The sequence below is a fragment of the Bacillus pretiosus genome (assembly GCF_052947655.1).
Genome location: NZ_CM129593.1, coordinates 2,742,434 through 2,767,706, shown reverse-complemented (window position 1 = coordinate 2,767,706; position 25,273 = coordinate 2,742,434). Strand labels below are relative to the sequence as shown.

The window sequence follows — 25,273 nt, the reverse complement described above, 5'->3', positions numbered from 1 at the left end:
ATTGAAAGTAAATTTCTGAAATAAATACATAATATAAAATCTCATGTTAAATTACATGCACTTTTGTATATTGAATAGATTGATAACTTTCTATAATTAAAATATAAATGGAGGTGCATGTAATGTCTAATCATTTTGATGAAACAATTTCTATTAAAAAGGGAACAGCCTTATATGTCGGAGCGGTTTTAGGATCAGGAATTCTTATATTACCTGGTATGACAGCGAGTGTTGCAGAAGGGAATGCGATTGTTTCTTGGCTTATTATGATATTACTTAGTATTCCACTTGCATTCACATTCGCTTTTTTATCGATTGAGTACCCAAGTGCAGGTGGAATTGCCACGTTTGCAGAAAAAGCTTTCGGTAAAAATATAGGTGCTATTATAGGATGGTGTTTTTTTATTGCAGGTAGCGTTGGGCAAATTGTTGTCTCAATGACTGGTGGAATGTATATCGTGAAAGTGTTTGCTTTATCACCGTATTTCTCTTACGTAATAGCGTTTATTATTTTAAGTATTTCAATAGTTTTCAATTTATGTGGATTAAAAATGAGTGGATTGTTTCAAGTATGTATTGGTTTATTAACTTTCTTTATTTTGCTAATAACAATTATTAGTTCACTACCTTATATTGAAATAAAAAATATAAATGTACATATTTCTATGCAAGAAATAAATCCGATTTTAGAGGCATCATTATTAATTTTTTGGTCGTTTTTTGGGTGGGAAGCTATTGCAAGTTTAGCTCCTGAATTTAAATCACCTAGAAAAAGAAATATTATTTTATCTACGGGATTTGCAATTGTTATTATTGGAGTTTTATATATAGGTATTGCATTATCAGTAATTGGAACGAAATCCTATCATATAAATGCTGATAATACTACAGCTCTTGTGCTTGTAATGAAGCAAGCATTAGGCGACCAACTTGCATGGATAATTGGATTTGTAGCTTTTATCATTTGTTTAGGGACGACAAATGCATTTATCGCAAGTATCGGGCGCTTAGGTTATTCACTAGGAAAAGAAGAAGTTGCACCGTGTTATTTAGCGCAGATTAATAAAAAAAGAGAAACACCAACAAATGCAGTAAAAGTTGTAAGTTTTATTGCAATAATAGGTTTGTTAATAAGTTTCGTTTTCCATATTAGCATAGATAAAATTGTTTTAATACCGAATTCGTTGGGGATTGTTACATACATAGTCGGTACTGCAGCTGGAATGAAATTAATAAAGAATAGGTTAGGTAAAATTTTTTCTATAGTAGCTTTTACATGTTGTGTGGTTGTTTATCCTTTTATTGGAGGAGTAATACTGATTCCAGTAGCTGTATCGTTTATCTGTTTATGCTATGTACGTTGCAGTAGCAGAAGAAAAGAATATAAATAAGAATGCGTTTGTAGAAATCTAAATATTTAAAGATATTAAATTTTTTACATTTCGTTTATAATTGTGAGGGTAAATATCTGTAACTATTTGTAAAAATAGGAGGCGGCTATAAAAATGCATGAAATTACTAGGTGGGATTTAGATCGATTGTATCCAATTGAGGATATTGTAACTCCAATATTGAGGTTGAAAGAACAATATTATGCGACAAAAGATGTAGAGATTCTTTCAAAACTTATACAATCTATTGAAAAAGCAGAATACTATTTGTATTGCCGATCTGCTGAAGAAAGTATTTCATCTGACCTTACTATATCGACTATGACAGTAAAAGATTTGAAAAAAGAAGTACAGCAAGTAATACAGAAAAGTGAAATGGAAACTTCCAATAATATTAATACTAATTTAATAAAAGATGAACTTGGTGCATGGGAAAATATGTACATACAATTAAGAAATAAGATAGAAATAGAGCACAATAATAAGCAAATATCATTTGGACAAGCAAATAATATTGCAATGAATAGTGATAATGAAAAGGAAAGAGTAGAAGTATTCGAGTTATTAACAAATGCCTTACATAAGGAAAAAGAAATTTTTGCTACTGTATTAAATCAAATAGGGAGATTACGTAATACAAAGAGTAATGAATTAGAAGATAGAGAGATTTTAACGCAATCTCTACATGCTAATGGTATTACTGAAACTGTATTATTACAAATGTGGAATGCGACAGAAGAAAATCTTGATACATTAGTAAGTGTTTTAAACGTGTATAAGAAGGGGGAAGCTTCGATTACATGGCATGAACTTATGACCGTAAAGGAAAATAATGAGATTCATATCCCTTTTTCAGTAGCAGTTCAAAACATATACGATGCGTTTGAAAATATAGATAAAGAATTAGCAGAATTTGCACGGAATGCAATAGAGAGTGGATGGGTGGATGCGGAACCGAGAGATAATAAACCACCTGGTGGATTTTGTGCTCCTTTTTTCAGTGAAAAAGAATCACGAATCTCTATGCGTTATGACGGAAGCATCGATAGTGTAAGAGTACTTGCGCACGAACTAGGACATGCTTGGCATTTTTATAATATGAGTTTTGAGCAATCTACTTCTTTTTTAGATGATTATTTGCCAATGAGTACGGCTGAATCGGCGTCTATTTGCTTTGAAACGGTACTCTTAAACTATCTAATTCAAACAACAGATAGTATAGATATGAAAAAGTCATTGCTTAGTTGGAAAATAAGAAACTGTTTTAATTATGTAATGGCAATTCGAGCATCATTTGAATTTGAGAAGAATTTTTATGAAAAGTGTAAAGAAGGTCCATTAAGTGCTGATGAAATCGAGAAATTATCTATTATATCGCAAGAAAAAGCATATGGGCATGCGTTATCAGAATATCAGCCGTTTGTTTGGATGAAATACATTCAATTTTATATTGCAGATGTTCCTTTTTATAATTATCCATACACATTTGGGTATTTAGCTAGTTTTAGTTTATTAGAGATGGCTCAAGAAAGTAAAAGTACTTTTCATCCGAAATATAAGGAGTTTTTACGAGAAACAGGAAAAGCTCCAGTGGAAGAACTTATGAAAAAACATTTTGAAATCGATATAACAAGCTATGTATTCTGGTATAAAGCTTTTAGACAAATTTCGAAAGATGTTGATGAATATTTGAGGCTTATGTAAGGAGAGAGTATAGTGGATCACCAACTTATAAAGGGAATACCTTTTTCAACTTTAGAATATGAAAAAGCTATAAGTTTATTAAAAGGTTGGCTACATGAACAACAAGAGAAACCAAGGTTTGTAGTAACTGCAAATCCTGAAATTGTTATGTCTGCAAAGGAAAGCACGGCTAAATCAAAGCAGTTTAAAAAGATGTTACTTTCTGCAGATTTAATAACAGCGGATGGGATTGGCGTCATAATAGGCTCGAAAATATTAAAAGGAACTTTGAAAGAACGTGTTACTGGGGCAGATATCACTCACGATTTAATAAAATATTGTAATGACAATGAATATCGTGTCTTTCTTTTTGGAGCTGCGCCAGAAAGTAATAAAAAGGCACTAAAAAAATTAAATGAGCAGTTCCCAGGAGCACAGTTTAAAGGACAGCATGGATTTGTAAATGGCGAAGAAATAGAAGAAGTAAAAATGAAAATTAAGCAATTCAAGCCGCACTTACTACTAGTAGGACTAGGTTCACCAAAACAAGAAGAATTCATCTATGAAAACATACAAACATTAAACGTGCCGCTATCTATTGGTATAGGAGGCATGATTGATATAATATCTGGTACTGTAAAAAGAGCACCAAAAATTATGAGGGATACAGGAACTGAATGGCTGTATAGGTTACTTTCGCAGCCGAAACGGTTAAAGAGACAACTCGTACTTCCGAAATTTTTAATTTCAGTTATGGTAGAGAGGATGAAAGGAACACCAAGTTAAGAAAGGATAAACAAGATGATAGAGCCGTTATCTAATGAAAAAGCTAAAGAAATTTTTCGAGAGCTGAAAGTAGAATGTGAATATTTATTTGAATTTAAAATTCAAAAAGCAATACCTATTCATCGTGGTTGGCTAAATTTGAAGTGGAAACTCGAAACGGATGCAGGATCTTTTGTATTAAAGCAATATAATAAAAAACGGTACAAAATGTATAACCCAGAACTTTTAATACAAGCATTACATCACCAGCAAAGACTACATAATAATGGTGTATGTTGTCCGAAGCTTCTAACTTATAAAAATAATGTAATGCATACATCAAAAAATAATGAAAGATTTATAGTTTTAGAACATAAAGAAGGTAATCTAATTTCACCAGGAAAAGTGAATGAAAAGGAAATCTACTCTCTTGGTAAGACAATAGGTCAAATGCATAATTTGTTAAATGATGGCTCTTTAATAGAAGGAGAAAACCCTAAATTTGTTCCGCCTACTAAAGAGGAAAGGTTGAAACATTGGGAAGATAAAAGGAGAGAAGCAGAACAGTTAGGAAAAGAACATATTCTCTCCCATATAAAATTGCAGCAAGAAGCAACACAATTAGTAAATATAGATCAATTTTATAGTAGTAAAAAAGGATGGGTGCACCGTGATCTATGGGTAGATAATTTCTTATTCCATAATGATGAAGTCTCAGCAATTCTAGATTTTGATCGTATGGATTATGATTATGTAGAGTTGGATATTGGGCGTGCGGTTATATCTTGTGCCTTACATGATGGAGTATTAAATAAGAGTCTTGTTGCATCATTTTTAGCCGGATACCGTAATAAATTAGACTTTCCAATAGGGAGTATTGTTCGGGCAATTCAAATGCTTTGGTATATGGAGAGTACATGGTGGATTCATACTAATATGGATCAGAATAGTGTACCACCTTCACGTTTTGCAGATGAAATGAATTGGATAGCTGAAAATTATAGTGCATTACATAATATATTGGCAGACTTATAAGAAAAAAGGAGATAACATTCATGAACAGAATCGGCATTATCGGAGCAATGCAAATCGAAATAGACTTACTTTTAGAAAAACTAGCTATACAAGAAGAACAGACGATTGCGGGAATGCCTTTTTACATTGGCGAATTCATGGGAACAAAAGTAATTATTACACGTTCTGGTGTAGGGAAAGTAAATGCAGCCGCATGTACGCAAACATTAATTCATAAATTTCATGTAGATGCTATCATCAATACAGGTGTTGCTGGAGGGTTACACCGAGATGTAAAAGTTGGTGATATCGTTATTTCAACGAATGTTACCCACCATGATGTAAGTAAAACTCAAATGAAAAACTTATTCCCGTTCCAAGAAGAATTTGTCGCAAGTATGGAATTAGTTGAGTTAGCACGTACAGCATGCAATAGTAGTAGTTTACATATGGAGGTTCATGAAGGAAGAATCGTCAGTGGTGAATGTTTTGTTGAAGATTCAAAACTAAAAGCGAGATTAATAGACGAATATGCGCCGCATTGTACTGAAATGGAAGGTGCAGCAATTGGCCATGTTGCTTACATAAATGAAGTACCATTTCTCGTTATAAGATGTATTTCTGACAGTGCAGATGATGAAGCGCAAATTTCTTATGACGACTTCGCGAAAACTGCCGCAAATTATTGTTCAGAAATTATCGTTGAGATGCTGAAAAATATATCGAGTAAAACTTATAGTTCAAAAGGGGAGAATGACATGTTACAAGCATTAATTTTTGATATGGACGGAACGTTATTTCAAACTGATAAAATTTTAGAATTATCGTTAGATGATACTTTTGATTACTTAAGATCACTACAATTATGGGATACGGTAACACCTATTGAAAAATACCGTGAAATTATGGGTGTGCCTTTGCCGAAAGTCTGGGAAGCTTTATTACCGAATCATTCTATTGAAGTAAGAGAACAAACAGATGCATATTTTTTAGAAAGATTAATTGAAAACATTAAGAGCGGAAAAGGTGCTTTATACCCGAACGTAAAAGAAGTTTTTACATACATAAAAGAAAATAATTGTTCAATATATATTGCTAGTAATGGTTTAACTAAATATTTACGAGCAATCGTATCTTATTATGATTTAGACCAATGGGTTACTGAAACATTTAGTATTGAGCAAATAAACTCACTTAATAAAAGCGACTTAGTAAAAAGTATTTTAAACAAATATGATATAAAAGAAGCAGCTGTAGTTGGGGACCGGTTATCTGATATACGTGCAGCGAAAGATAATGGCTTGATTGCGATTGGATGCAACTTTGATTTTGCACAAGAAGATGAACTTGCGCAGGCGGATTTAGTAATAGATGATTTACTTGAGTTGAAGGGAATATTGCCTACTGTGCAGAGATTATAAATTCATTTAAAAAATCATATAATATTTTAAAAATCCTTCTTCCACGAATGGAGTAGAATTCATTTGTGATAAATTAGTAATAGTTTGATTTTAAAAAAAACTGAGTAGAGGATTATAAAGTGTGTGCAGTTTTTTGCCAATTCCTATATATCTTATTCCACGGAGGAAATATGCTTAAAGATAATTTTAACATTAGTAATATTCCCGCGGTTTTGTGGGGAGATAAAAGTGAAAAAGTTTTTATTGCAGTACATGGAAATAGGTCAAATAAGGAAGATACAGTTATTCAAATATTAGCTGAAGAAGCTAATCAAAAAGGTTATCAAGTATTAAGCTTTGATTTACCTGAGCATGGAGACAGAAAAAATGATAATACTCCTTGCAAAGTACAGTTTTGTGTTAGTGAATTATCGATAAATATGAATTACGCAAAAGAACATTGGAAAAAAGTAAGCGTGTTTGCATGTAGTATAGGAGCTTATTTTAGCCTTTTAGCTTATCAAAATGATGTGATAGAAAAGGCATTATTTTTATCACCAGTAGTTAATATGGAACGAATTATCGAAAATATGATGAAATGGTTTAATGTAACACCAGAGCTTTTGCAAAAAGAAATGACTATAGAGACACCGATTGGTCAAAAGTTATATTGGGATTATTTATGTTATGTAAAAGAACATCCTATTAATACATGGAATACAGATACATATATTATGTACGGATCCAAGGATGAACTGTGCGAATTTGAAACTATTAACTATTTTACAAAAAAACATCGTTGTAAATTAGAAGTCATGGAGACAGGTGAACATTATTTTCATACTGAAGAACAGTTCAAGATATTTGAACAGTGGTTACACAAACGTATCGATTAACAAATTATAATTTATCTTGAACCTGTTAGAGAAGAATAGTGAATATATAAACTAATATTATATTTGAAAGATATTATAAATGTAAAAGTATTCACTTAAACAAACAATTGCCTTAGTTCAATAAGAATTAAACAACTTTATTAATGATTTTTGAGTACAAATATCTTTATATGTATAGAAATTAAACAACTTTAAAGAGCTTTACCACACACTAGAGTGTAGCAAGGCTCTTATATTTTCATAATAAAATAAAACAACTATATTATCGATTTACATCTGAAGTGAAGAATACGCACACTACGAATTAAATAAAAGAACAACCATAAAAATGCTCAGAATAAATAATTCTTGAGCATTTTTACGTATTTTTATATTAAGGGGGAATTTACTTGAAAGATATACATATTCAACAAATTGAAGATTTAATGAAATACGAGCACGATTATCTTGTTCAAGAAAGCAAAGAAGAAGGATTTAATTTCTTAATAAAACTAATAAGTGAATATGAAAATAAAATAAACATATTTAATAAAACTGGAGAATGTTTATATGGTATTTTTCAAGGGGAAAAGTTAATTGGAATAGGAGGGTTAAATGAGGACCCATATACAGAAAACAATAGGATTGGTAGGATAAGGAGATTTTATATTGCAAAAGAATACCGAAGGAAAGGATTAGGGAGGTTACTGTTAGTGCGAATTTTAGGCGAAGCGAAAAAATATTTTAATATTGTTGTCTTACATACAGATACAGAACAGGGTGACAAATTTTATACTTCGAGTGGATTTTTGAAAGGGATAAAATTTGTGGGAGCAAGCCATTATTTGAACTTACATAAAAGGATGTAGTGAATTAATATTTATCTCTCTAATAGAACTTTTGTTCGTTTTTGTATAGATTGATGGTATAATTTATTAGAATCTATTATTAGAATGGGGAATTAGATAATGGGAGAGAATAAAATTATTAATGATTTTAATGAATATTCAATTTGGTTAAATACATTGAAAGGTATGAAAGAGGAATTGTGGGTGGCTCCAATATCAGAGGGGAAATGGACTATTAGCGAGATCATATCACATATTATGAACTGGGATGACTATCTTTTATGTGAGACATTATTATCAGTGAGAAATGGACAGGGAATGGAGTTCCCTGATTTTGATACATATAATAAACTAGCATCTAATTATGCTAAATCAGGTATATCTAAGGTGAAACTTCTTGAAGAAGCAAAAGCTAAAAGAGAATTACTCGTAAAAGAACTTAGATTACTGCCTGATGAAAATCTAAAGACACCTTTAACAGCCAATGGGGTATCACATTGTCCTCATACTGGAACGCCGTATTCTCTTATATATATTATTAAAGAATTTATAGATCATGATAATCATCATAAAAGACAGGTTATTCATTTTTTAAATGAAAATGTAGTTGCTAACTGATAAATAAAAGATCCCGCAAATGATATTTGTGGGATCTTTCTTACATTATAATTTAACATTCATTTGTTTCAATAATCCCTTCGGATCACCTTTCACATAATAAAAATGCGGATTGTTTTCATCATCGTAAAGCATAATATAAGGTTTTTGATTAAGCGGGAGGAGAATAAGTACTTCATCAATTGTTGTATGTAACCATTGATTTGTAATAGAAATTGGTTTAGATAATGGGATTTTTATCATGTGACCATCTTTTGGAACGACGTTTAAGTTTTTGAACGGGCCAGTAATGGATTTGGCGTATTGAACAGCTTCTTTTTGAATAGCTGGATCTAAAGATTGTTTTTGAACGACCATTTCTTTTTGACAATCAAACACTTCAATTTGTTGATTTGTATTTGCGAACACATTTGTTGATAATAAGAAACAAAGAAGAGTAATAACCCCGATTTTTTTAATCATAATACAACACCTCGTTTTTACTATACCCTTAAAACGTTCAAATATTTTTCTGTCACATTGATGTAACAAAGAAGTTGTATAATACAATTGGTTTTTGTTTAATAGCAATGGAGGATAATGTATGAGAGTATTAATAGCAGATGATGAACAAGATATGTTAAGGATTTTAAAGGCTTATTTCGAGAAAGAAGGCTTCGAAGTTTTATTAGCAAAAGATGGAGAAGAAGCACTTCAAATATTTTATGATGAAAAAGTTGATTTAGCTGTTTTAGATTGGATGATGCCGAAACATAGTGGTATTACTGTCTGTCAGGAAATAAAAAAGAATTCAAGCGTAAAAGTGTTAATGCTTACAGCGAAAAGTGAAAGTGAAGATGAATTAGCAGCACTTCAAAGTGGCGCAGATGAATATGTAAAAAAACCATTTCATCCAGGCGTATTAATAACTAGAGCGAAAAAACTTATACAGCATGATGATGTCATTCAAGTTCAAGATTTGAAAATAGATTTCACTAAAAATAAAGTTTATAAAAATGACAAAGAGTTAGATATTACAAAAACAGAGTTAGAATTGATAAAGTGTTTTTTAAATCATAAAGGCATGATTTTAACTCGAAAAAAATTGTTAGATATCGTATGGGGATTTGACTATTTCGGAGAAGAGCGAACTGTTGATACACATGTAAGAAGATTACGTAAAAAAGTAGGAGAAAATATTATAAAGACGCATCGTGGTTTAGGATATAGTTTGGAGGAGCAGAGTGAATAAACTTGGAAAAAAGCTATTTCTCAGCATTTCTATAACTGTTATTCTTATTTTTACAATCTCTTTATTATTAATTAACTATCTTTTACCGAAATATAATATTTACAAAACGCGAGAAAGTTTAGAAGGTATTACAGCACAAATACAGTCCATACCGAGCAAACAACTGGATGAAGCAATTACTAGCATTGAAAATAAAGGAAATGTTACGATTGCGTATACATCAATTAACAATTCGGAAGATCGAATTAATGATGAGTTACGTATGCAACTTACAAGGAAAAGGGTTGCCCTTAATAAACTTTGGATTACAAAAGAAGAAGTAATGAAAGTAAAGAACTTCGGGCAAGCGAATAAAATATATGATCAAGAAAAGATTAAATCTAGTTTTTTTGTGAAATACATTGCGAAAGACGATATGTTAATTTTAGTAGGAGTTTCGATCGCACATTCTAATGAAATAATAAAAGTGTTAAATTCATTTTATTTTTACATTTTTGGCATTACGATTTTTCTCATTATCGTACTTGTATGGATACTTTCAACGACAATCACCAGACCATTGAAAGAATTAAGTAATGTTGCAGAAGATATTTCAAATTTGAAATTTGAACGAGCGAAAGTGAAAACAAATGATGAAATAGGGGACTTAGCTAATAGTATTAATATCATGAGTGAAAAACTAAATGAAGCGCATGAAGATTTAACAGATCGAAATGAACATTTAAAACGATTTATGGGTGATGTGACGCATGAATTAAAGACTCCAATCGCATTAGTGAAAGCATATTCTATGGGAATAAAAGATGGTTTAGATGATGGTACATACATAGATACAATCATTAAACAAACTGATCATATTTCAAACCTAATTGAAGAGTTATTACGATTTTCTAAACTAGAAAGAGATGTTTTAGAAAAAGAAGAATTCGATATTAAATCACTAGTCCAAAGTATATTAGATAAGCATAAGATTGAACTGGAATCGAAAGAAATCAATTTGCAAGTGAACTATAATGTTAGCGATGCAGTTGTTAATGCTGATGTAAATAAAATGAAAATGGTCTTTCAAAATTTAATATCTAATGCGATAAAATATACAGCAAATCAAAATATAAAAATTACTTTAGAAGATAGAAATGAAAATATATATTTTCAAATTCAAAATGGTATGAATGCTGAACAAATGAAAGATATCGATAAAATTTGGGAACCTTTTTACGTCTTAGAATCTTCTCGTAGTAAAGACCATTCTGGTACAGGACTAGGTTTAGCGATAGTGCAAAGTATTTTAGAAAGACATGGTTTTGATTATGGAGTCTCTACAATAGAGCGAGATATAAGATTTTATATTAATATGAAGAATGACTAATTCGAAACTATAAAAAGCATCGTCTATTATTAGGCGATGTTTTTTTTGATTATATGAGAGTAGTAAATCAGAATGTATAACCTCGAAAGCTCGTTTGAAGAGTGTTCTACAAATTTTTCAAGTTGTTGCATGAAATATAAACTGAATTTTCTGTTATTTCGTTGTATAGTAAAAGGAGACATATATGGGGAGGAAAAAGTATGGGGAAAAAGAAAATAGCAATTACATTATCAACAATCTTATCTTTATCAGTCACATCAGGAGTTTCTAGTATGACTGCGTATGCAGACAATAAAGAAACAAACTACATAAATGAGAATGACGTGAAGTTAAATGTGAAAGTTTCAGAAGGAGTACAATCAAATACGAAGATCGAATTAGAAAATGGGATGACAAAACCGATTTACTCGCTTGATGAAGCAATTATCGAAAATCTATTTGTAGAGACGGAAGTTGATAGTGATCGAGATGGAAAAAAGGATCGTGTATCAGTAAAAGTTATGCGTCCAAAAACTAATTCGAATGTGAAAGTTCCCGTTATTTATGAAATGAGTCCATATCGATCTGGCTTAAAAGATGTTCCTGTATATAATGTAGATGAAGAATTGTATGCGTATGAAGGGAAACCGTATGGAGCTGTTAATCTTGGTTCATACGGAAATTATTATGTGCCAAGAGGCTATGCAGTCATTTTAGGTGAAAGTATAGGAACTGGAAAATCAGACGGATGTCCAACTACTGGGGATGAGCAAGAAATATTAGGGACGAAATCTGTCATTGATTGGGTAAATGGGCGTGCGAAAGCATATACAGAAAATGGTGAGGAAGTTAAGGCTGATTGGTCAACAGGAAATGTAGGTATGACAGGCGTTTCTTATAATGGTACGTTACCAAATGCAGTTGCGACGACTGGCGTGGAAGGGTTAAAAACAATTATTCCAATCGCAGCGATTAGTAGTTGGTATGATTATTATCGTGCAAACGGTGCAGTCATTGCGCCTGGTGGATACCAAGGAGAAGATACAGATAACATGGCAGAAGCAGTTCTAACAAGAGAAAATCCTGAAGTTTGCGGACAAGTAATAAAAGAGCTAACAGCTGGACAGGACCGGAAAACTGGTAATTATAATGATTTTTGGGATAAACGTAATTATGTAAAAGATGCTAAAAATGTAAAAGCAAGTGTATTTGTTGTTCATGGTTTAAATGATTGGAATGTAAAGACGAAGCAGTTTGCGCAGTGGTGGGAAGCACTTGGAGAAAATGATGTCCCTCGTAAAATGTGGTTACATCAAGGTGGACACGGTGGAACATCAACAAATGATTGGCAAAGAACACAAAATAAATGGTTCGATTACTGGTTGTATGGAATTGAAAATGGGATTATGAATGAACCGATGGTGGATGTACAACGTGAAAATAAAACTTGGGATAAAATAAAAAATTGGCCGGATCCAGCAGCTGTACCGTCAAAAGTTCGTATGTATTTAAGTAACAAAGCAGTTAATTTGCCATTAAGTATGGGCTCTGCAAATAAAGTTTTCTCATTCGTGGATGATGCAAAAATGAAATCAAATCAATTAATAGAAAACCCAGAATTAGAAGTAGCCAATCGATTAGTGTATACAATGCCTGTACTTCAAAAAGATACGCGTATAAGCGGTACACCAAAGATTTCAATTACAGGAAATATTGATCGATCTGTATCAAATTTAACTGCTTTACTTGTTGATTATGGTGGAGCAAAGCCGGAAATTGTAACGAGAGGCTGGATGGATCCACAAAACTTAAAGAGTATAGAAAATTCAACAGCGATTCAACCGGGCAAAGATTATACATTCACATGGGATATGCAGCCTGATGATTATGTATTTAAAGCGGGGCATCAAATAGGGGGCATTTTAATCGCTAGTGACTATGATTATACGATTAGACCGAAAGCAGGCACGAAGCTTACAGTAAAATTAAGTGAAGTAATATTGCCGATTGTGAAATAAATAGTTATGAATAAAGAGCTTACTGCATAGTAAGCTCTTTAAACTTTGAAATGGGGAGTTTAATGTGAATGTTTATTAGTAGATACAAAAATGCTTACAACAAATAAAAAAATTGCATTCACGATCAATAGACCACTAAAGGTAAGCCCAGCAAAACCTCCAGCGAATCCATCTCCTACTTTTTCATCAATTACGTGCAAGGTGGCGAAGAAAGTATGAAAATACCACTGGCTATTTTTCATATTCGTTGATATTTCTTTGCTATAAAGAAAATGAGTGTATTAAAAGTGATAAGAAGAAAAATAAATCCAATTAATGAATTCATCATATCCTCCTTTCAATATAATTCTGAATTTTCATATGTTCATTTTGAATGGAATATTATACAATATAATTATATTGTATGGAAAGCGAGTGATATAATATGACAGTCAGCTCTTTCGAATTTTTATTAAAAATAAAGGTACAGGAAGATTAATTGAATGAAAATCTTCCGTACGTATAAAACGGAGGAGAAAATAAATGTTTAGTTTTTATAGTACACTTTGCACGGAACTTTATGATTTCACTAAGCCTGTCGGTTATTCTTTAAATGGTGATATTGAGTATTACGAGGAACGTTTAAAAAATTGTAGGGGAAGAATTCTCGAAGCAGCGGTAGGATCAGGGCGTGTCATTATCCCGCTTCTTGAAGCTGGTTTTACAGTAGATGGGATAGATTATTCACCTGAAATGCTAGAATCGTGCCGCGTGCGATGTAAAGAGAGAAACTTACATCCTAATTTATATGAAGGAAGCTTACAACAATTTTCACTGCCACATAAATACGAGGCAATTATCATTCCAACTGGATCTTTTTGTTTAATTGAAAATCGTACAGATTCTATAAACGCATTGAAATGTTTTTATGAACATCTTAATCCAGGCGGGCGATTAATCGTAGATATTATGCTTCCGCATGACTGGAAAACAGGAGAGATTCATACATCGACTTTTTCTTTGCCGAGTGGAGACGGAATTACATTAGAAAATAAATCAATTGAAATAGATTGGCTGAACCAAGTTACTCTATCATATTTAAAATATGAAAAATGGAGTAAAGGGCAGTTAGTACAAACAGAACTACAACGCTTTGCGATACGCTGGTATGGAATAGAAGAGTTTAAACTTCTGCTAGAAAGTATAGGTTTCTCTAACATTACTTACTCCGCTGACTATGTTTATGAAAAAGAACCGTCAAATGCAAGTCAAATGTTTACTTTTGAAGCTGTGCGAAACGAAAAATAAAGAACTATGTATGAAAATAAGGCAATCGATATAATATCGGCTGCCTTATTTCAATTGTATATTACTTACATGGTATTACGTTCCGGTTGTCCAAGCATTCTTCTACTAACTACATATACTACTTATATTAAAGGCAGTTACTATTTCAAATAGAAATGTTATTTTTCTATAAATGATATTTTAGAGAAGTAGGGGATAAATTTGGAAAACGTAGAACAAGACAGAATTGAAAATCAAGTGTATTCCAATCGTGTAGTAAGATCAGAATTTGATGCGAATTGGGAAACATGTATATCAAAAAGTGGCTATGTAATTTATGTAGCAACAAGTAATAATGCTGAAGTAATAGTACTTCTTGCAGATGGTTCAAGTAAACTATTAATTTTTGAAAAAGGCGGTAAAGTAGTAGTAGGCGGTGGTGGTACAAGTCATTACAGTAAGCCGCATATTGCAAGAAATATTTAAGGTAGTACATGTATTTGAGAAGAAGCTGGAAAACGGTTATTCATTCATGTTTAGAGTATGATAGACTAACCGTTTTTATTTGTTTATATTATTTTAGAAGAACTCGATTGATTACAAATACATCGGTATGACCAGCAAAAATTAGGAGGAAATTGTACGGATAAGAATTCGAAATATAATGTAAGTTTGGAAGAAACATATAAGCAATTTTAAAAAGTATTTCCTATTTCGGGAAATGCTTTTTCTATGTTATAGTATAATAGTGTTTCGAAACGATGTTATTTTAATATACTTCAAATCTTGTTGTGTATTATTTTTATATTAAATTAGTTGTGCAAGTATTTTTTTATATAAGGAGTAACAATTAGAGAAATGAAAAATATAGACTTTATACTAGAAAGTGATGAGGCATTAAAACCGTCGGAACGATTAGTACTATTATTATTAGAGAAGCATAGAATGTTATATACGAACGATCTATTAGCGTTATCTAATTTATCATATAAAACATTAACAGATTCATTAACAGCGCTTGTTTTAAAATCATATGTGTTAAAGGAAACAGGTAAGGGAAGAAGACAGAATTGTTATAGATTAGTATGATAAGACTGCTTATTTTAGAGAATTTATATTGATATTTTTCGAATGTAAGGAGAAAAAGGATTTTAATTTTCAAATGAAAAACGAACCGCAATACGTACTTGAATATTTGAATTTCATTTTTGTTAATGATAATTTTATAATTATCGAAAATAGAAAAAAATAAACTGCATAAAAAAGAAATAAAAAAACAATCCGTTTTTAAAATGGATTGTTTTTTATTGGAATAATATTATTTGATGAATGGAAAACAGGAATGATTATTCTACTTCACTTGTGTACTTTTCAGGTAATAATTCCATTACGTTACATTTTACAAGTTCACCATTATAAGAAAGTATAACGTTCGTATTTATTCCGTAATCACTTATTAATTCTCGACACATACCACATGGAGCAACAACCCAACATTTTTCTATATCTTCATGAGGGTGTGGGTGAGCAACTGCGACAATGGTATCAAATTCATGATCACCTTCTGAAATAGATTTTCCGATCGCCATAGCTTCACCGCATACTGTTATTCTTCCAACATTCGCTTCAACATGCACTGCTGCATAAATATTACCTGCTTTAGTTCTTACAGCTGAACCGATATGATGACGACCGTATTTATAGTTTTTTTCGATTACTTTTTCAGCAGCTTTAATTAAATCATAGTCTTCACTATTTAAAGGCATTACTTGTAACATAATCTCTCCTCCATATTAAACATGATTAGTGTTATTTTAACGAAAAAATTTAATATTTAAAATAACAGATAATTATTGGAGAGATAATATTATTATGTAAACTGTAGTTTTAACAGGAAAATATCATAATCAATAGAACATATAGAAGAAGGGGAAACTTAAATATTTTGAAAGATGGGAGAACAGCATATTATATTGCATTAGAAAAAGAACATGATCACCTTTTACATCATTTAAAACAGGAAGTGAACGTATGATAAATAAATGGAGTGTGGGCATATTTTTATTTAACGAGGTAGAAGTGTTAGACTTTGCTGGGCCATTTGAAGTTTTTTCTGTAACCGAAGCGGATGAAGAAAAACCATTTACTGTGTATACAGTTAGCCAAAATGGAGAAATGATTACAGCAAGAAACGGATTAAAGGTAAAACCGGATTATAGTATTGAAGATTTCCCACCAGTTGATATTTTAATCATTCCCGGTGGTAAAGGCGTTCGGGAAAATGAAGTGAAAAATGATATTATAATAAATTGGGTTTGTCAGCAAATGAAAGAAGTAAAGCTAATGACATCAGTTTGTACGGGAGCGCTATTACTTGCGAAAGCCGGTTTACTAGAAGGCTTAAAAGCAACAACGCATTGGGCTAGTATTCAAACTTTCAAAAAAGATTATCCGAATGTAGAAGTAATGGAGAATGTGAAATTTGTAGATGAAGGACACATTATTACATCTGCAGGTATTTCAGCTGGTATTAACATGTCATTTCATATTGTAAAAAATTTGTTAGGTGTGGAGATTGCTGAGGAAACAGCTAAAAGTATGGAATATGATATTGATTTACAAAATTAAAAAGCCCAGGCCGGGCTTTTTTATATTGATTGAATATAGCTAATCTCCTCATCACTCAAAATAGGGCGAACAGACGCATTTGCATTTTCTTGTGCTTGTTTTTCTGTTTTTGCACCTGGGATTACAACACTCACTGCTGGATGAGTGAGTATATAGCGAAGTGCAAGTTGCCCTAAGGTCTGATTTTTATTTGAGAGCAACCGAAGTTTCTCTACCTTTTGTAAGTCTTCTTGAAACCAATTTTCATTTGGCCAATCTTTGCGTAAATCTCCATTTGGAAAAGTTGTTTTATTTGTGAATTTTCCAGTTAAAATACCCATTTTTAACGGCCCACGAATAACAGCTCCTAGATTTTTTTCTTGTAAGAATGGCAAAATATCATTTTCTGGTTTTCGATTCAATATATTGTAATCAAGTTGTACGATGTCAATTTCATTGTTTTTATTGAAATGACGAATGTATTGTAAATCATGTGTCGAAACACCGACTGCTCTTACTTTTCCATCACGTTTTAATACTTCAAATGCACGTAAAAATGCTTCTGTTTCTCTACGGTTATGCCACCAAATATGACAAAAATAAAGATCAATGTAATCTGTTTGAAGACGTTGTAAACTTGTTTCAAATACGGCGATGATTTTTTCGGGAGTATCATATACAGGTTCTCCATTCGGATCGTAGTGATGTCCGATTAAACCGCCTTTCGTTGATAGGATAATATCATTACGATATCCTTTAATTGCGGTAGACACTAACTTTTCACTATGTCCTAAACCATACACATCTGCAGTATCAATAAAATTCACACCACACTCAATTGCTTTTTTTATAGCGGTTATAGATTGTTTATCGTTAACAGGTCCCCATTCATCACCACCGATTGCCCATGCCCCAAAACCTATTTCAGAGACAGTTATTCCAGTTTTACCTAATGTACGGTAATGCATATTTTTCCTCCTTGTAAGCATGTTATAACATCGATATGTAGGGAAGGTATTTTGTGTGTAAAAAAACTCTTCTACAATAATAGAAAAAGAATAACAGAAACTACTATTTTATGGCAGCATACATAAAAAAATTCAAAGTAAATATGGAAATGTCGTCGAATGCTATCTTTAATTGGTTGATTTGTAAGATATTTTTGTGAAGGAGCTTATTTTATAAGAATAGAATTATAGTTAGTAAGGGATTATGCCGAGGGTAGTGAAAATATATGTGTTAGGGGGATTTCATAATGAGGAAACTCAAGCGAATAAATGTTCCTAATATAGAAGAGCAACTATCACAGCCTAATGAGAAGCGAGCAATTAATAAGAAAAAACTAAGACGATTTATATTCATGTTTATATTTATTGCGGCGGCTACTTTGTACCTTCAATTTATTTTAACGAAACAACAAGAAATAATCGTAGAAAAAAAAGATACAATAACGAATCAAAAAAAACAATTGGTCTCTTTAAAGAAAGACCAGGATTCTTTAAAGACTAACATAGAAAATTTAACAGACGATGAGGAAGAAATTTTGAAGTTTGCGAGAAAAGAATATCAATTTTCTAAGTCAAATGAAACTATATTTGTGTTGCCGAAGTAGTGTAATAGAACAGTTAGCGATTGCTAGCTGTTTTTTTATGTATGAATGGCATGGTACAAGTAACAATCACATATTGTAAAAATGAAGAGTTTGAGCTGTTTTTATACTTATGGAATATACACTGAAATAAATGTTGTTAAAATTCTGTCAATTGTATTATAATACAAGGTAAGCGGATACATTTCTTAATCAACGTTGAGTTTATCACTCATACGACTATTAAGAAAACCGTTATCCCGTATTAGAAAGGAAGATAGCTGTGTACGCTTCAAATACAATTTATATCGTAGGGGATGCGAAAGCACCTCAAAATAATCCTATTACCGAAAAGTTCAAAAGTTATTTTGTAGCGTTTGTACTTGTTAAGGAGACAGGGGAAATTGTAGATGCAGATTGCTCAGCGACAATTGCATTAACATCTCAATTCGTTAAATATTTGTTTCTACATAAAAATATTAATGATCCACTATTGGTAACAGAAATAAAAAATAGATACTTCGGTTCGTCTCAAAAGGCACTACTTGTAGCGTTAAAAGATGCGCAGAAAAAATATAATCAAATTGCTGCTTTGTCTACCTATTCCTAGACAAAATCCAGCCATAAGAATCTTCTTATGGCTGGATTTTTTTTATTTCACATTAATCTCCTATATGAAAAGTAAGCGAAAGAGGAGATTAATTGTCCGTAAAAAACTAATTTATTTTGTGGATTAAGGTTCCACTTTGTCAGACAATGAAAGGATGAACAATATGAAAATTACGGATGTAAAAGTAAAGCGTAGACGTGTAAATCTTCATACACCGTTTAAAACGGCGCTTCGTACCGTAACTGAAATAGAAAGTATAGATGTATATATTCATACAGACGAAGGAGTTATTGGCAAGGGGGCTGCAGCCGCAACACCAGTTATTACGGGTGATTTCGCTAACGGGATTGAAGAAGCAATTTTAGGACCGATGCGTTCCTGTTTAATTGGTCAAGATATCATTCAATTTCAGCAGTTACTGCAGCACATTCAAATGAGTTGTATTGGAAACCCAAGTGCGAAAGCCGCGGTAGATATTGCTTTATATGATGTGTATTGTCAACACCAAAACGTTCCACTTTACGCATTATTAGGCGGGAAGAAAGAAATTCATACAGATATTACGGTGAGTGTAGATGAGCCTTTTATTATGGCGAAAGAGGCAAAGCAACATGTAGAAAAAGGATTTCAAACTTTAAAAATTAAAGTGGGAAAATCTGCTCATTTAGATTTAGAACGTATTGAAGCAATTCGAAATAGTGTACCAAAATTTACGACGTTACGATTAGATGCAAATCAAGGGTGGAATCCAAAAGAAGCGGTTACGATCATTAAAGAGATGGAAAATCGCAATTTAAACATCGAATTTATTGAACAACCTGTTCATGCGAAAGATTGGGATGGGTTAAAGTATGTCAAAGATCATGTACAAACGCCCATTATGGCAGATGAAAGCATATTTTCAGCGAGTGATGCATTGAAAATTGTTCAAGGAGGATATGCAGACTTAATTAATATTAAATTAATGAAATGTGGCGGCATACGTGAAGCGTGGCGTATTGCCGATATTGCCGAAACAGCTGGTGTAAAATGTATGGTCGGAAGTATGATGGAATCTTCACTTTCTGTTAGCGCTGTAGCCCATTTAGCTGCTGCACATCCTAATATTCATTACTTCGATCTGGATGCACCGCTTTGGTTAATGGAAGAACCGGAAGGAATGACTTATTCTGGATCAAAGGTAAACCTTCAAACGACAGTGAATAGTAAATCTTAGGAGAAGAGACTAGTAAACTATCTTTTAAGGGGGATATTTATGAAAAAAGTAGGAACTGCATTTTTAACAACTTTATTTATATTTTCATCGTTTACATCAGCAAATGCTGAAGAGAAGAAAGATAGTAAAGCGTTTATCGATGTATCTGCCGCAACACTTTGGACTGCGCCTGATTCATTACGGCCAATTGATGTACCGAGCGCTACAAACCCAGTTGATTTGTGGAAGTGGACGAAATCAATGACGCTTGATGAGAAACTTTGGTTAACAAATGCAAATAAATTAGAAACGCAAGCGTTATTAGGTCAAGAAGTAACGGTTGTTGATAAAAAAGGGGACTGGGTTAAAGTGTTAGTCCATGGTCAGCCAACACCTCGAAATGAAGAGGGCTACCCAGGGTGGATGCCCGAAAAACAGTTAACATATAATCAAGAATTTGCTGATAAAACAAATGAACCTTTCGTATTAGTAACAAAACCGACAGCCATTTTATATATAAATCCTTCTGAACAACATAAATCACTTGAAGTGAGCTATAATACGCGACTGCCACTACTTAGTGAAGATACGATTTCGTACCGCGTGTTGTTACCAAACGGACAGAAAGCTTGGCTACGAAAAAATGATGGGACAGTTTACCGTTCGCAAAATGATATTCCAACTCCGACAGCTGATGATTTAATAAACACTGGAAAAATGTTTTTAGGATTACCGTATATATGGGCAGGTACAAGTGGCTTTGGATTTGATTGCTCTGGATTTACACATACGATTTATAAATCACACGGTATTACAATTCCGCGGGATTCAGGTCCGCAATCGAGAAATGGAGTTGCAGTTGATAAAGAAAATTTACAAAAAGGAGATTTAATCTTCTTTGCACATGATCAAGGAAAAGGTAGTGTTCATCATGTTGCTATGTATATTGGTGATGGAAATATGATTCACTCACCGAGAGCTGAAAGGTCAGTAGAGATTATACCGCTAAATACACCAGGATATATAGAAGAATACGCTGGTGCTCGTCGTTACTTACCTTAAAAAATAGAGGGGGTTTTCAAATGAAAAAAGTTGTTCGTTACTCATTAGTTAGTACACTATTAGTTTCTTCATTTTTAGTAGGATGCGCAAAAGAAAAAACAACGACAAAGCCCAAAGATGAGAAGAAAGTATTACAGTTACTAGAAACGGGTGAAATTCCGTCATTAAATTCAGGGAAAGTAACAGATGCGGTATCGTTTAACGTTTTAAATAACGTAATGGAAGGATTATTCCGTTTATCGAAAAATGATGAAGTGATTGAGGCTGGAGCACAAAAATATGAAGTAAGTAAAGATGGAAAAACATATACATTCCACTTGCGTGAAGCGAAATGGTCTAACGGAGATCCAGTAACAGCACAAGATTACGTATACGCTTGGAAGCAGCTGATTAATCCGGATACTGCTTCTCAATATGCATACATTGCTTACGATGTGAAAAATGCGGAGAAAATAAATAAGAAACAATTAGGTTTAGATGAATTAGGAGTAAAAGCGACGGATGATAAAACATTCGTTGTAGAACTAGAACATCCAGTGCCGTATTTTACGAAATTACTTATTTTACCGTCCTTCTACCCAATTAACGAAAAATATGCGAAAGAGCAGGGCGATAAGTACGGATTAGAAGCAAATAAAGCGGTGTATAACGGGCCATTTACATTATCAGAGTGGAAGCATGAAGCTAGTTTTACACTGAAAAAAAACGATAAGTATTGGGATAAGAAAGAAGTGAAGCTAGATGAAGTAAACTATCAAATTGTTAAAGAAATTTCAACTGCGGTAAATTTATATGAAACAGATAAAGTTGATAGAGCTGTCATTTCTACAGAATTCGTCGATAAATATAAAAGTAATAAAGAGCTAAAACAATATACAGATCCGGTTATGTACTTCTTCCGATTCAATGAAAATGTACCGATTCTTAAAAATAAAAACGCAAGGCTTGCGCTAAGTACAGTGTTTGATAAGAAAGGACTTGCGACTTCATTTTTAAATGATGGTTCGGTTGCTGCTAACTATTATGTACCAAAAGGATTTTTAAAAGGTCCAGATAAAAAAGATTTTCGAAGTACAGCAGGTGAGTTTAATAAAACTGATGTAAAACAGGCGAAAGAATATTGGGAAAAGGCGAAGCAAGAGACCGGTACAAATGAAGTGACGCTTGAATTATTAAACTATGACTTAGAAAACTTCAAAAAAGTAGGAGAATACATTAAAGAAGAGCTAGAGAAAAACTTACCAGGCTTAAAGGTAAATGTAAAATTACAACCACACACGCAAAAACTAGCGTTAGAGAAGAAGAAAGAATATGAAATGTCATTATCACGCTGGTTACCTGATTATCCAGATCCAATGACTTACTTAGAAGTATTCCTTTCTGGAAGCAGTGTGAACAATACAGAATATGCAAACCCAGAATATGATGCGTTAATTAAGAAGATTAAAACAGAATTAGGTAATGATGAAAAAGCTCGTTGGAAAGCAATGCAAGATGCTGAGAAAATGTTACTGGATGATGCAGTAATTGCACCGGTATTCCAGCGCGGATTATCATACTTACAAAAGCCGCATGTGAAAGATTTATATGTACATCAATTCGGTCCAGCTACAAGTTTAAAATGGGCAGATGTACAAAAATAAAAGTATGGAGAAACAGACTTCACATGTGTGATAGTCTGTTTTTCTTATTTAAAGTTAGAGAAATAGTCCGTGGTATAATTTACTGGTCTGTATAAAATGTTTGGATGGGAATGATGTTTATGTTTGAAGAAAAGGAAGTAATATGTACAAAAAGATTGTTCATGAGGAAACCAAGTATAGAATATGTTGATCAATTTTATAACATATTAAAGAAAGAAGCTGTTGGCAAATGGCTTGCTAAATCAAGAGGAATGTCAAAAGAAGAAGCAAATGATTATATCAGGAATCTTATATTACATTGGGAACAGTATAATTTTGGTGTATGGTTGTTATTTAATAGTGAAACAGGAAAGCTTTTAGGACATTGTGGTTTAAGAAAAGTGGATGAAACTGATGAAATAGAGATTATGTATCTACTTGATCCAGACTATTGGGGAAATGGATATGCATCAGAAGCAGCAGGGGCTTCTATTCAATATGTAAAAGAGACGATGGGTGTAAAAAGAATAATTGCTAGGGTGAAAATAGCAAATGGCAATTCGAAAAATCTTTTACGAAAGTTAGGTTTTACATATACTCATGATATTGATTATAGTGGACGTATCTTATCTTATTTTGAATTTAATATAGCTCCTGATGAATTATAGACATTTTATATATTTTTTCATGTCTTAAAAATAAAATTATTAGTAAAATTCCAGTGTGAAATTTATGTAGAATCTTGTATAATTAACGTGTTTCTATGGAAACATTTTCTTGCGATATTTGTATAGAACTTAATAGAACAAGGAAAGAAATACATACATGTATATAATAGATAAATAGAATGGAACATGTATAGAGAAAAAGGAGAGAAATGATGGCGTGTCAAAAACAAGGGTTACAATTTAATAGCGATAGAAAGAGGAAGAGACGATGAAAATGAAGCATGCTTTTGGTCCCATAATTTTAGCGTGTGTGCTTTTTTTCATTATCATATTAATCCCATCGAAAAGTTTAGTATCACTTATTAGTGATAAGAAGGTAGAAGATGCGGCAACTTCCTTACAAAAAGAAAAACTACAAAGTGTTTTCTTACAGCAAAAAATGTTAGAGAATTCGCAGTATTTACCGATGTATGGTTCATCTGAATTTTTACGAATGGATGCATATCATCCGTCTAATTACTTTAAAGTAAATCCTGCAGGTTTTACACCATATTTAATGGGGATTGGCGGTACACAAAGTTTAGCTCATATATTAAATATGACGTCTACAATGGATGAGTTAGAAGGTAAAAAAGTAGTCTTTGTTCTATCACCACAATGGTTTACTAAAACGGGTGTATCACAAGGGGATTTTACTAACAATTTCTCCAAACAACAAGCCTATCATTTTATTTTTAATGATACAATAAATGTTGAAATGAAGAAGCAAATTGCGAAACGATTATTAGACTATAAAGTTGTTCAAAAAGATGATATATTAAAAAATTCATTAGAAGGTATTGTATATAATGATACGAAACATAACATAAAAGCAGGTTTAGTTAAACCACTTGCTTATATGCATCGAAATATTTTAGATCATAGAGATGTATTTAACTCCTTATTTAAGATTGAACCGATGAAAGAAAAAACAAATATGGGACTACGTTCAATTTCTTGGGTAGATGCACGTAAACATGCGGAGGAAGAAGGAAAAACGGAATCTACTACAAACACATTCGGAATTGAAAATCCGTATTACTATAAACATAATTTAAAGAAAAAATTAAAAGGTTTAAAAAACTTTAGAGCAAATGAATCATATGAAGAATCACCAGAATATGATGACTTACAAATTGTTTTAAATATATTTAAAGAGAAAAATGTTAAGCCACTATTCATTTCTGTACCTGTAAACGGACCGTGGTATGATTACGCTGGTTTCCCTAAAGAACGCCGTGAAGTGTATTATAAAAAAGTTCGGGAACAAGTTGAGAAAGCAGGATACCCAGTAGTTGATTTTTCTGGCCATGAATATGATAAGTATTTCTTAAAAGATACAATTCATTTAGGTTGGAAAGGCTGGATTTACTTTGATGAAGCAGTACAAAACTTTTATACTGAAAAATAAGAGTGGAGAAGAAG

25 protein-coding genes and 2 pseudogenes are annotated in these 25,273 nt (G+C 32.4%); 23 read left to right on the top strand and 4 right to left on the bottom strand.

Features of this window, described 5'->3' with window-relative positions; translation table 11 throughout:
• Positions 1-122 precede the first annotated feature (122 nt).
• The 8 genes from ACU8YW_RS14190 (at position 123) to ACU8YW_RS14155 (ending at position 8,594) form a co-directional block, all read left to right on the top strand.
• A complete protein-coding gene (locus ACU8YW_RS14190; RefSeq protein WP_426934311.1) occupies positions 123-1,391 on the top strand; it encodes an APC family permease in 1,269 nt (422 codons plus the stop codon).
• Between the two features lie 114 nt (positions 1,392-1,505).
• Positions 1,506-3,095 (top strand): M3 family metallopeptidase, encoded by a 1,590-nt coding sequence (locus ACU8YW_RS14185; RefSeq protein WP_088608841.1) that lies wholly within the window; start codon positions 1,506-1,508, stop codon positions 3,093-3,095.
• Positions 3,096-3,107: 12 nt separating this feature from the next.
• Positions 3,108-3,860 carry a WecB/TagA/CpsF family glycosyltransferase gene (locus ACU8YW_RS14180; protein WP_088063733.1) on the top strand — a complete coding sequence of 251 codons (753 nt, stop codon included), beginning with the start codon at positions 3,108-3,110 and terminating at the stop codon, positions 3,858-3,860.
• 15 nt (positions 3,861-3,875) lie between these two features.
• Positions 3,876-4,874 (top strand): phosphotransferase, encoded by a 999-nt coding sequence (locus tag ACU8YW_RS14175; protein ID WP_426934310.1) that lies wholly within the window; start codon positions 3,876-3,878, stop codon positions 4,872-4,874.
• A 20-nt stretch (positions 4,875-4,894) separates the two neighbouring features.
• Complete coding sequence (locus ACU8YW_RS14170) at positions 4,895-6,274, top strand: 5'-methylthioadenosine/adenosylhomocysteine nucleosidase (RefSeq protein ID WP_088063731.1); 1,380 nt, start codon at positions 4,895-4,897, stop codon at positions 6,272-6,274.
• A gap of 170 nt (positions 6,275-6,444) precedes the next feature.
• On the top strand, positions 6,445-7,149 hold the full coding sequence (locus tag ACU8YW_RS14165) for an alpha/beta hydrolase (RefSeq protein ID WP_426934309.1): 705 nt from the start codon (positions 6,445-6,447) through the stop codon (positions 7,147-7,149).
• Between the two features lie 389 nt (positions 7,150-7,538).
• The gene (locus ACU8YW_RS14160; protein ID WP_088063729.1) at positions 7,539-7,997 is read left to right on the top strand and encodes a GNAT family N-acetyltransferase; all 459 of its coding nucleotides are present in this window, start codon (positions 7,539-7,541) and stop codon (positions 7,995-7,997) included.
• A gap of 99 nt (positions 7,998-8,096) precedes the next feature.
• The gene (locus tag ACU8YW_RS14155) at positions 8,097-8,594 is read left to right on the top strand and encodes a DinB family protein (protein ID WP_088063728.1); all 498 of its coding nucleotides are present in this window, start codon (positions 8,097-8,099) and stop codon (positions 8,592-8,594) included.
• A 45-nt stretch (positions 8,595-8,639) separates the two neighbouring features.
• Here the strand turns inward: ACU8YW_RS14155 and ACU8YW_RS14150 are convergent, their stop codons facing one another.
• Positions 8,640-9,056, bottom strand: coding sequence for a hypothetical protein (locus ACU8YW_RS14150; protein ID WP_046954155.1), 417 nt, complete (start codon positions 9,054-9,056; stop codon positions 8,640-8,642).
• 121 nt (positions 9,057-9,177) lie between these two features.
• Here ACU8YW_RS14150 and ACU8YW_RS14145 point away from each other — a divergent pair, with 121 nt between their 5' ends.
• The 3 genes from ACU8YW_RS14145 (at position 9,178) to ACU8YW_RS14135 (ending at position 13,191) form a co-directional block, all read left to right on the top strand.
• Positions 9,178-9,825: a response regulator transcription factor gene (locus tag ACU8YW_RS14145; RefSeq protein WP_046959692.1), complete on the top strand. Its 648-nt coding sequence runs from the start codon at positions 9,178-9,180 to the stop codon at positions 9,823-9,825.
• Positions 9,818-11,194 (top strand): sensor histidine kinase, encoded by a 1,377-nt coding sequence (locus tag ACU8YW_RS14140; protein ID WP_088063727.1) that lies wholly within the window; start codon positions 9,818-9,820, stop codon positions 11,192-11,194. The genes ACU8YW_RS14145 and ACU8YW_RS14140 overlap by 8 nt, the downstream gene beginning before the upstream one ends.
• Positions 11,195-11,394: 200 nt before the next feature.
• Positions 11,395-13,191 carry a Xaa-Pro dipeptidyl-peptidase gene (locus ACU8YW_RS14135; protein WP_088063726.1) on the top strand — a complete coding sequence of 599 codons (1,797 nt, stop codon included), beginning with the start codon at positions 11,395-11,397 and terminating at the stop codon, positions 13,189-13,191.
• A gap of 59 nt (positions 13,192-13,250) precedes the next feature.
• On the opposite strand, the pseudogene ACU8YW_RS14130 reads toward ACU8YW_RS14135, so the two are convergent.
• Positions 13,251-13,516, bottom strand: a pseudogene (locus ACU8YW_RS14130) (hypothetical protein).
• 197 nt (positions 13,517-13,713) lie between these two features.
• On the opposite strand from ACU8YW_RS14130, the gene ACU8YW_RS14125 reads away from it, so the two are divergent.
• The 3 genes from ACU8YW_RS14125 to ACU8YW_RS14115 all read left to right on the top strand — a co-directional run bounded on the left by ACU8YW_RS14125 (position 13,714) and on the right by ACU8YW_RS14115 (position 15,546).
• Complete coding sequence (locus tag ACU8YW_RS14125; RefSeq protein WP_088063725.1) at positions 13,714-14,478, top strand: class I SAM-dependent methyltransferase; 765 nt, start codon at positions 13,714-13,716, stop codon at positions 14,476-14,478.
• A 201-nt stretch (positions 14,479-14,679) separates the two neighbouring features.
• Positions 14,680-14,943, top strand: coding sequence for a hypothetical protein (locus ACU8YW_RS14120; protein ID WP_000432423.1), 264 nt, complete (start codon positions 14,680-14,682; stop codon positions 14,941-14,943).
• A gap of 372 nt (positions 14,944-15,315) precedes the next feature.
• Complete coding sequence (locus ACU8YW_RS14115) at positions 15,316-15,546, top strand: hypothetical protein (RefSeq protein ID WP_000789031.1); 231 nt, start codon at positions 15,316-15,318, stop codon at positions 15,544-15,546.
• A gap of 257 nt (positions 15,547-15,803) precedes the next feature.
• Here the strand turns inward: ACU8YW_RS14115 and ACU8YW_RS14110 are convergent, their stop codons facing one another.
• Positions 15,804-16,235 (bottom strand): cytidine deaminase, encoded by a 432-nt coding sequence (locus tag ACU8YW_RS14110; RefSeq protein ID WP_046959685.1) that lies wholly within the window; start codon positions 16,233-16,235, stop codon positions 15,804-15,806.
• A 173-nt stretch (positions 16,236-16,408) separates the two neighbouring features.
• Here ACU8YW_RS14110 and ACU8YW_RS14105 point away from each other — a divergent pair.
• A pseudogene (locus ACU8YW_RS14105) lies at positions 16,409-16,492 on the top strand (ankyrin repeat domain-containing protein); the annotation flags it as partial.
• Entirely contained in the window at positions 16,489-17,085 is a 597-nt protein-coding gene (locus ACU8YW_RS14100) for a DJ-1/PfpI family protein (RefSeq protein ID WP_097907898.1), read from the top strand. The pseudogene ACU8YW_RS14105 and the gene ACU8YW_RS14100, both read left to right, overlap by 4 nt.
• Positions 17,086-17,105: 20 nt before the next feature.
• Here ACU8YW_RS14100 and ACU8YW_RS14095 read toward each other — a convergent pair whose 3' ends face one another.
• A complete protein-coding gene (locus ACU8YW_RS14095) occupies positions 17,106-18,032 on the bottom strand; it encodes an aldo/keto reductase (RefSeq protein ID WP_048547451.1) in 927 nt (308 codons plus the stop codon).
• A gap of 287 nt (positions 18,033-18,319) precedes the next feature.
• Between ACU8YW_RS14095 and ACU8YW_RS14090 the strand changes: the two genes are divergently transcribed.
• From ACU8YW_RS14090 to dltD, 7 genes are all read left to right on the top strand, one after another.
• Positions 18,320-18,676 carry an FtsB family cell division protein gene (locus ACU8YW_RS14090; protein WP_001228712.1) on the top strand — a complete coding sequence of 119 codons (357 nt, stop codon included), beginning with the start codon at positions 18,320-18,322 and terminating at the stop codon, positions 18,674-18,676.
• Between the two features lie 259 nt (positions 18,677-18,935).
• Positions 18,936-19,262: a DUF3870 domain-containing protein gene (locus ACU8YW_RS14085; RefSeq protein ID WP_048547447.1), complete on the top strand. Its 327-nt coding sequence runs from the start codon at positions 18,936-18,938 to the stop codon at positions 19,260-19,262.
• 154 nt (positions 19,263-19,416) lie between these two features.
• Complete coding sequence (locus ACU8YW_RS14080) at positions 19,417-20,478, top strand: dipeptide epimerase (RefSeq protein ID WP_199694364.1); 1,062 nt, start codon at positions 19,417-19,419, stop codon at positions 20,476-20,478.
• Between the two features lie 39 nt (positions 20,479-20,517).
• Complete coding sequence (locus tag ACU8YW_RS14075) at positions 20,518-21,519, top strand: C40 family peptidase (protein WP_199694193.1); 1,002 nt, start codon at positions 20,518-20,520, stop codon at positions 21,517-21,519.
• A 20-nt stretch (positions 21,520-21,539) separates the two neighbouring features.
• Entirely contained in the window at positions 21,540-23,162 is a 1,623-nt protein-coding gene (locus tag ACU8YW_RS14070) for a peptide ABC transporter substrate-binding protein (protein ID WP_048547442.1), read from the top strand.
• A gap of 119 nt (positions 23,163-23,281) precedes the next feature.
• On the top strand, positions 23,282-23,809 hold the full coding sequence (locus ACU8YW_RS14065; protein WP_426934243.1) for a GNAT family N-acetyltransferase: 528 nt from the start codon (positions 23,282-23,284) through the stop codon (positions 23,807-23,809).
• 268 nt (positions 23,810-24,077) lie between these two features.
• Positions 24,078-25,259 carry a D-alanyl-lipoteichoic acid biosynthesis protein DltD gene (dltD, locus tag ACU8YW_RS14060; protein ID WP_088063719.1) on the top strand — a complete coding sequence of 394 codons (1,182 nt, stop codon included), beginning with the start codon at positions 24,078-24,080 and terminating at the stop codon, positions 25,257-25,259.
• Positions 25,260-25,273 lie beyond the last annotated feature (14 nt).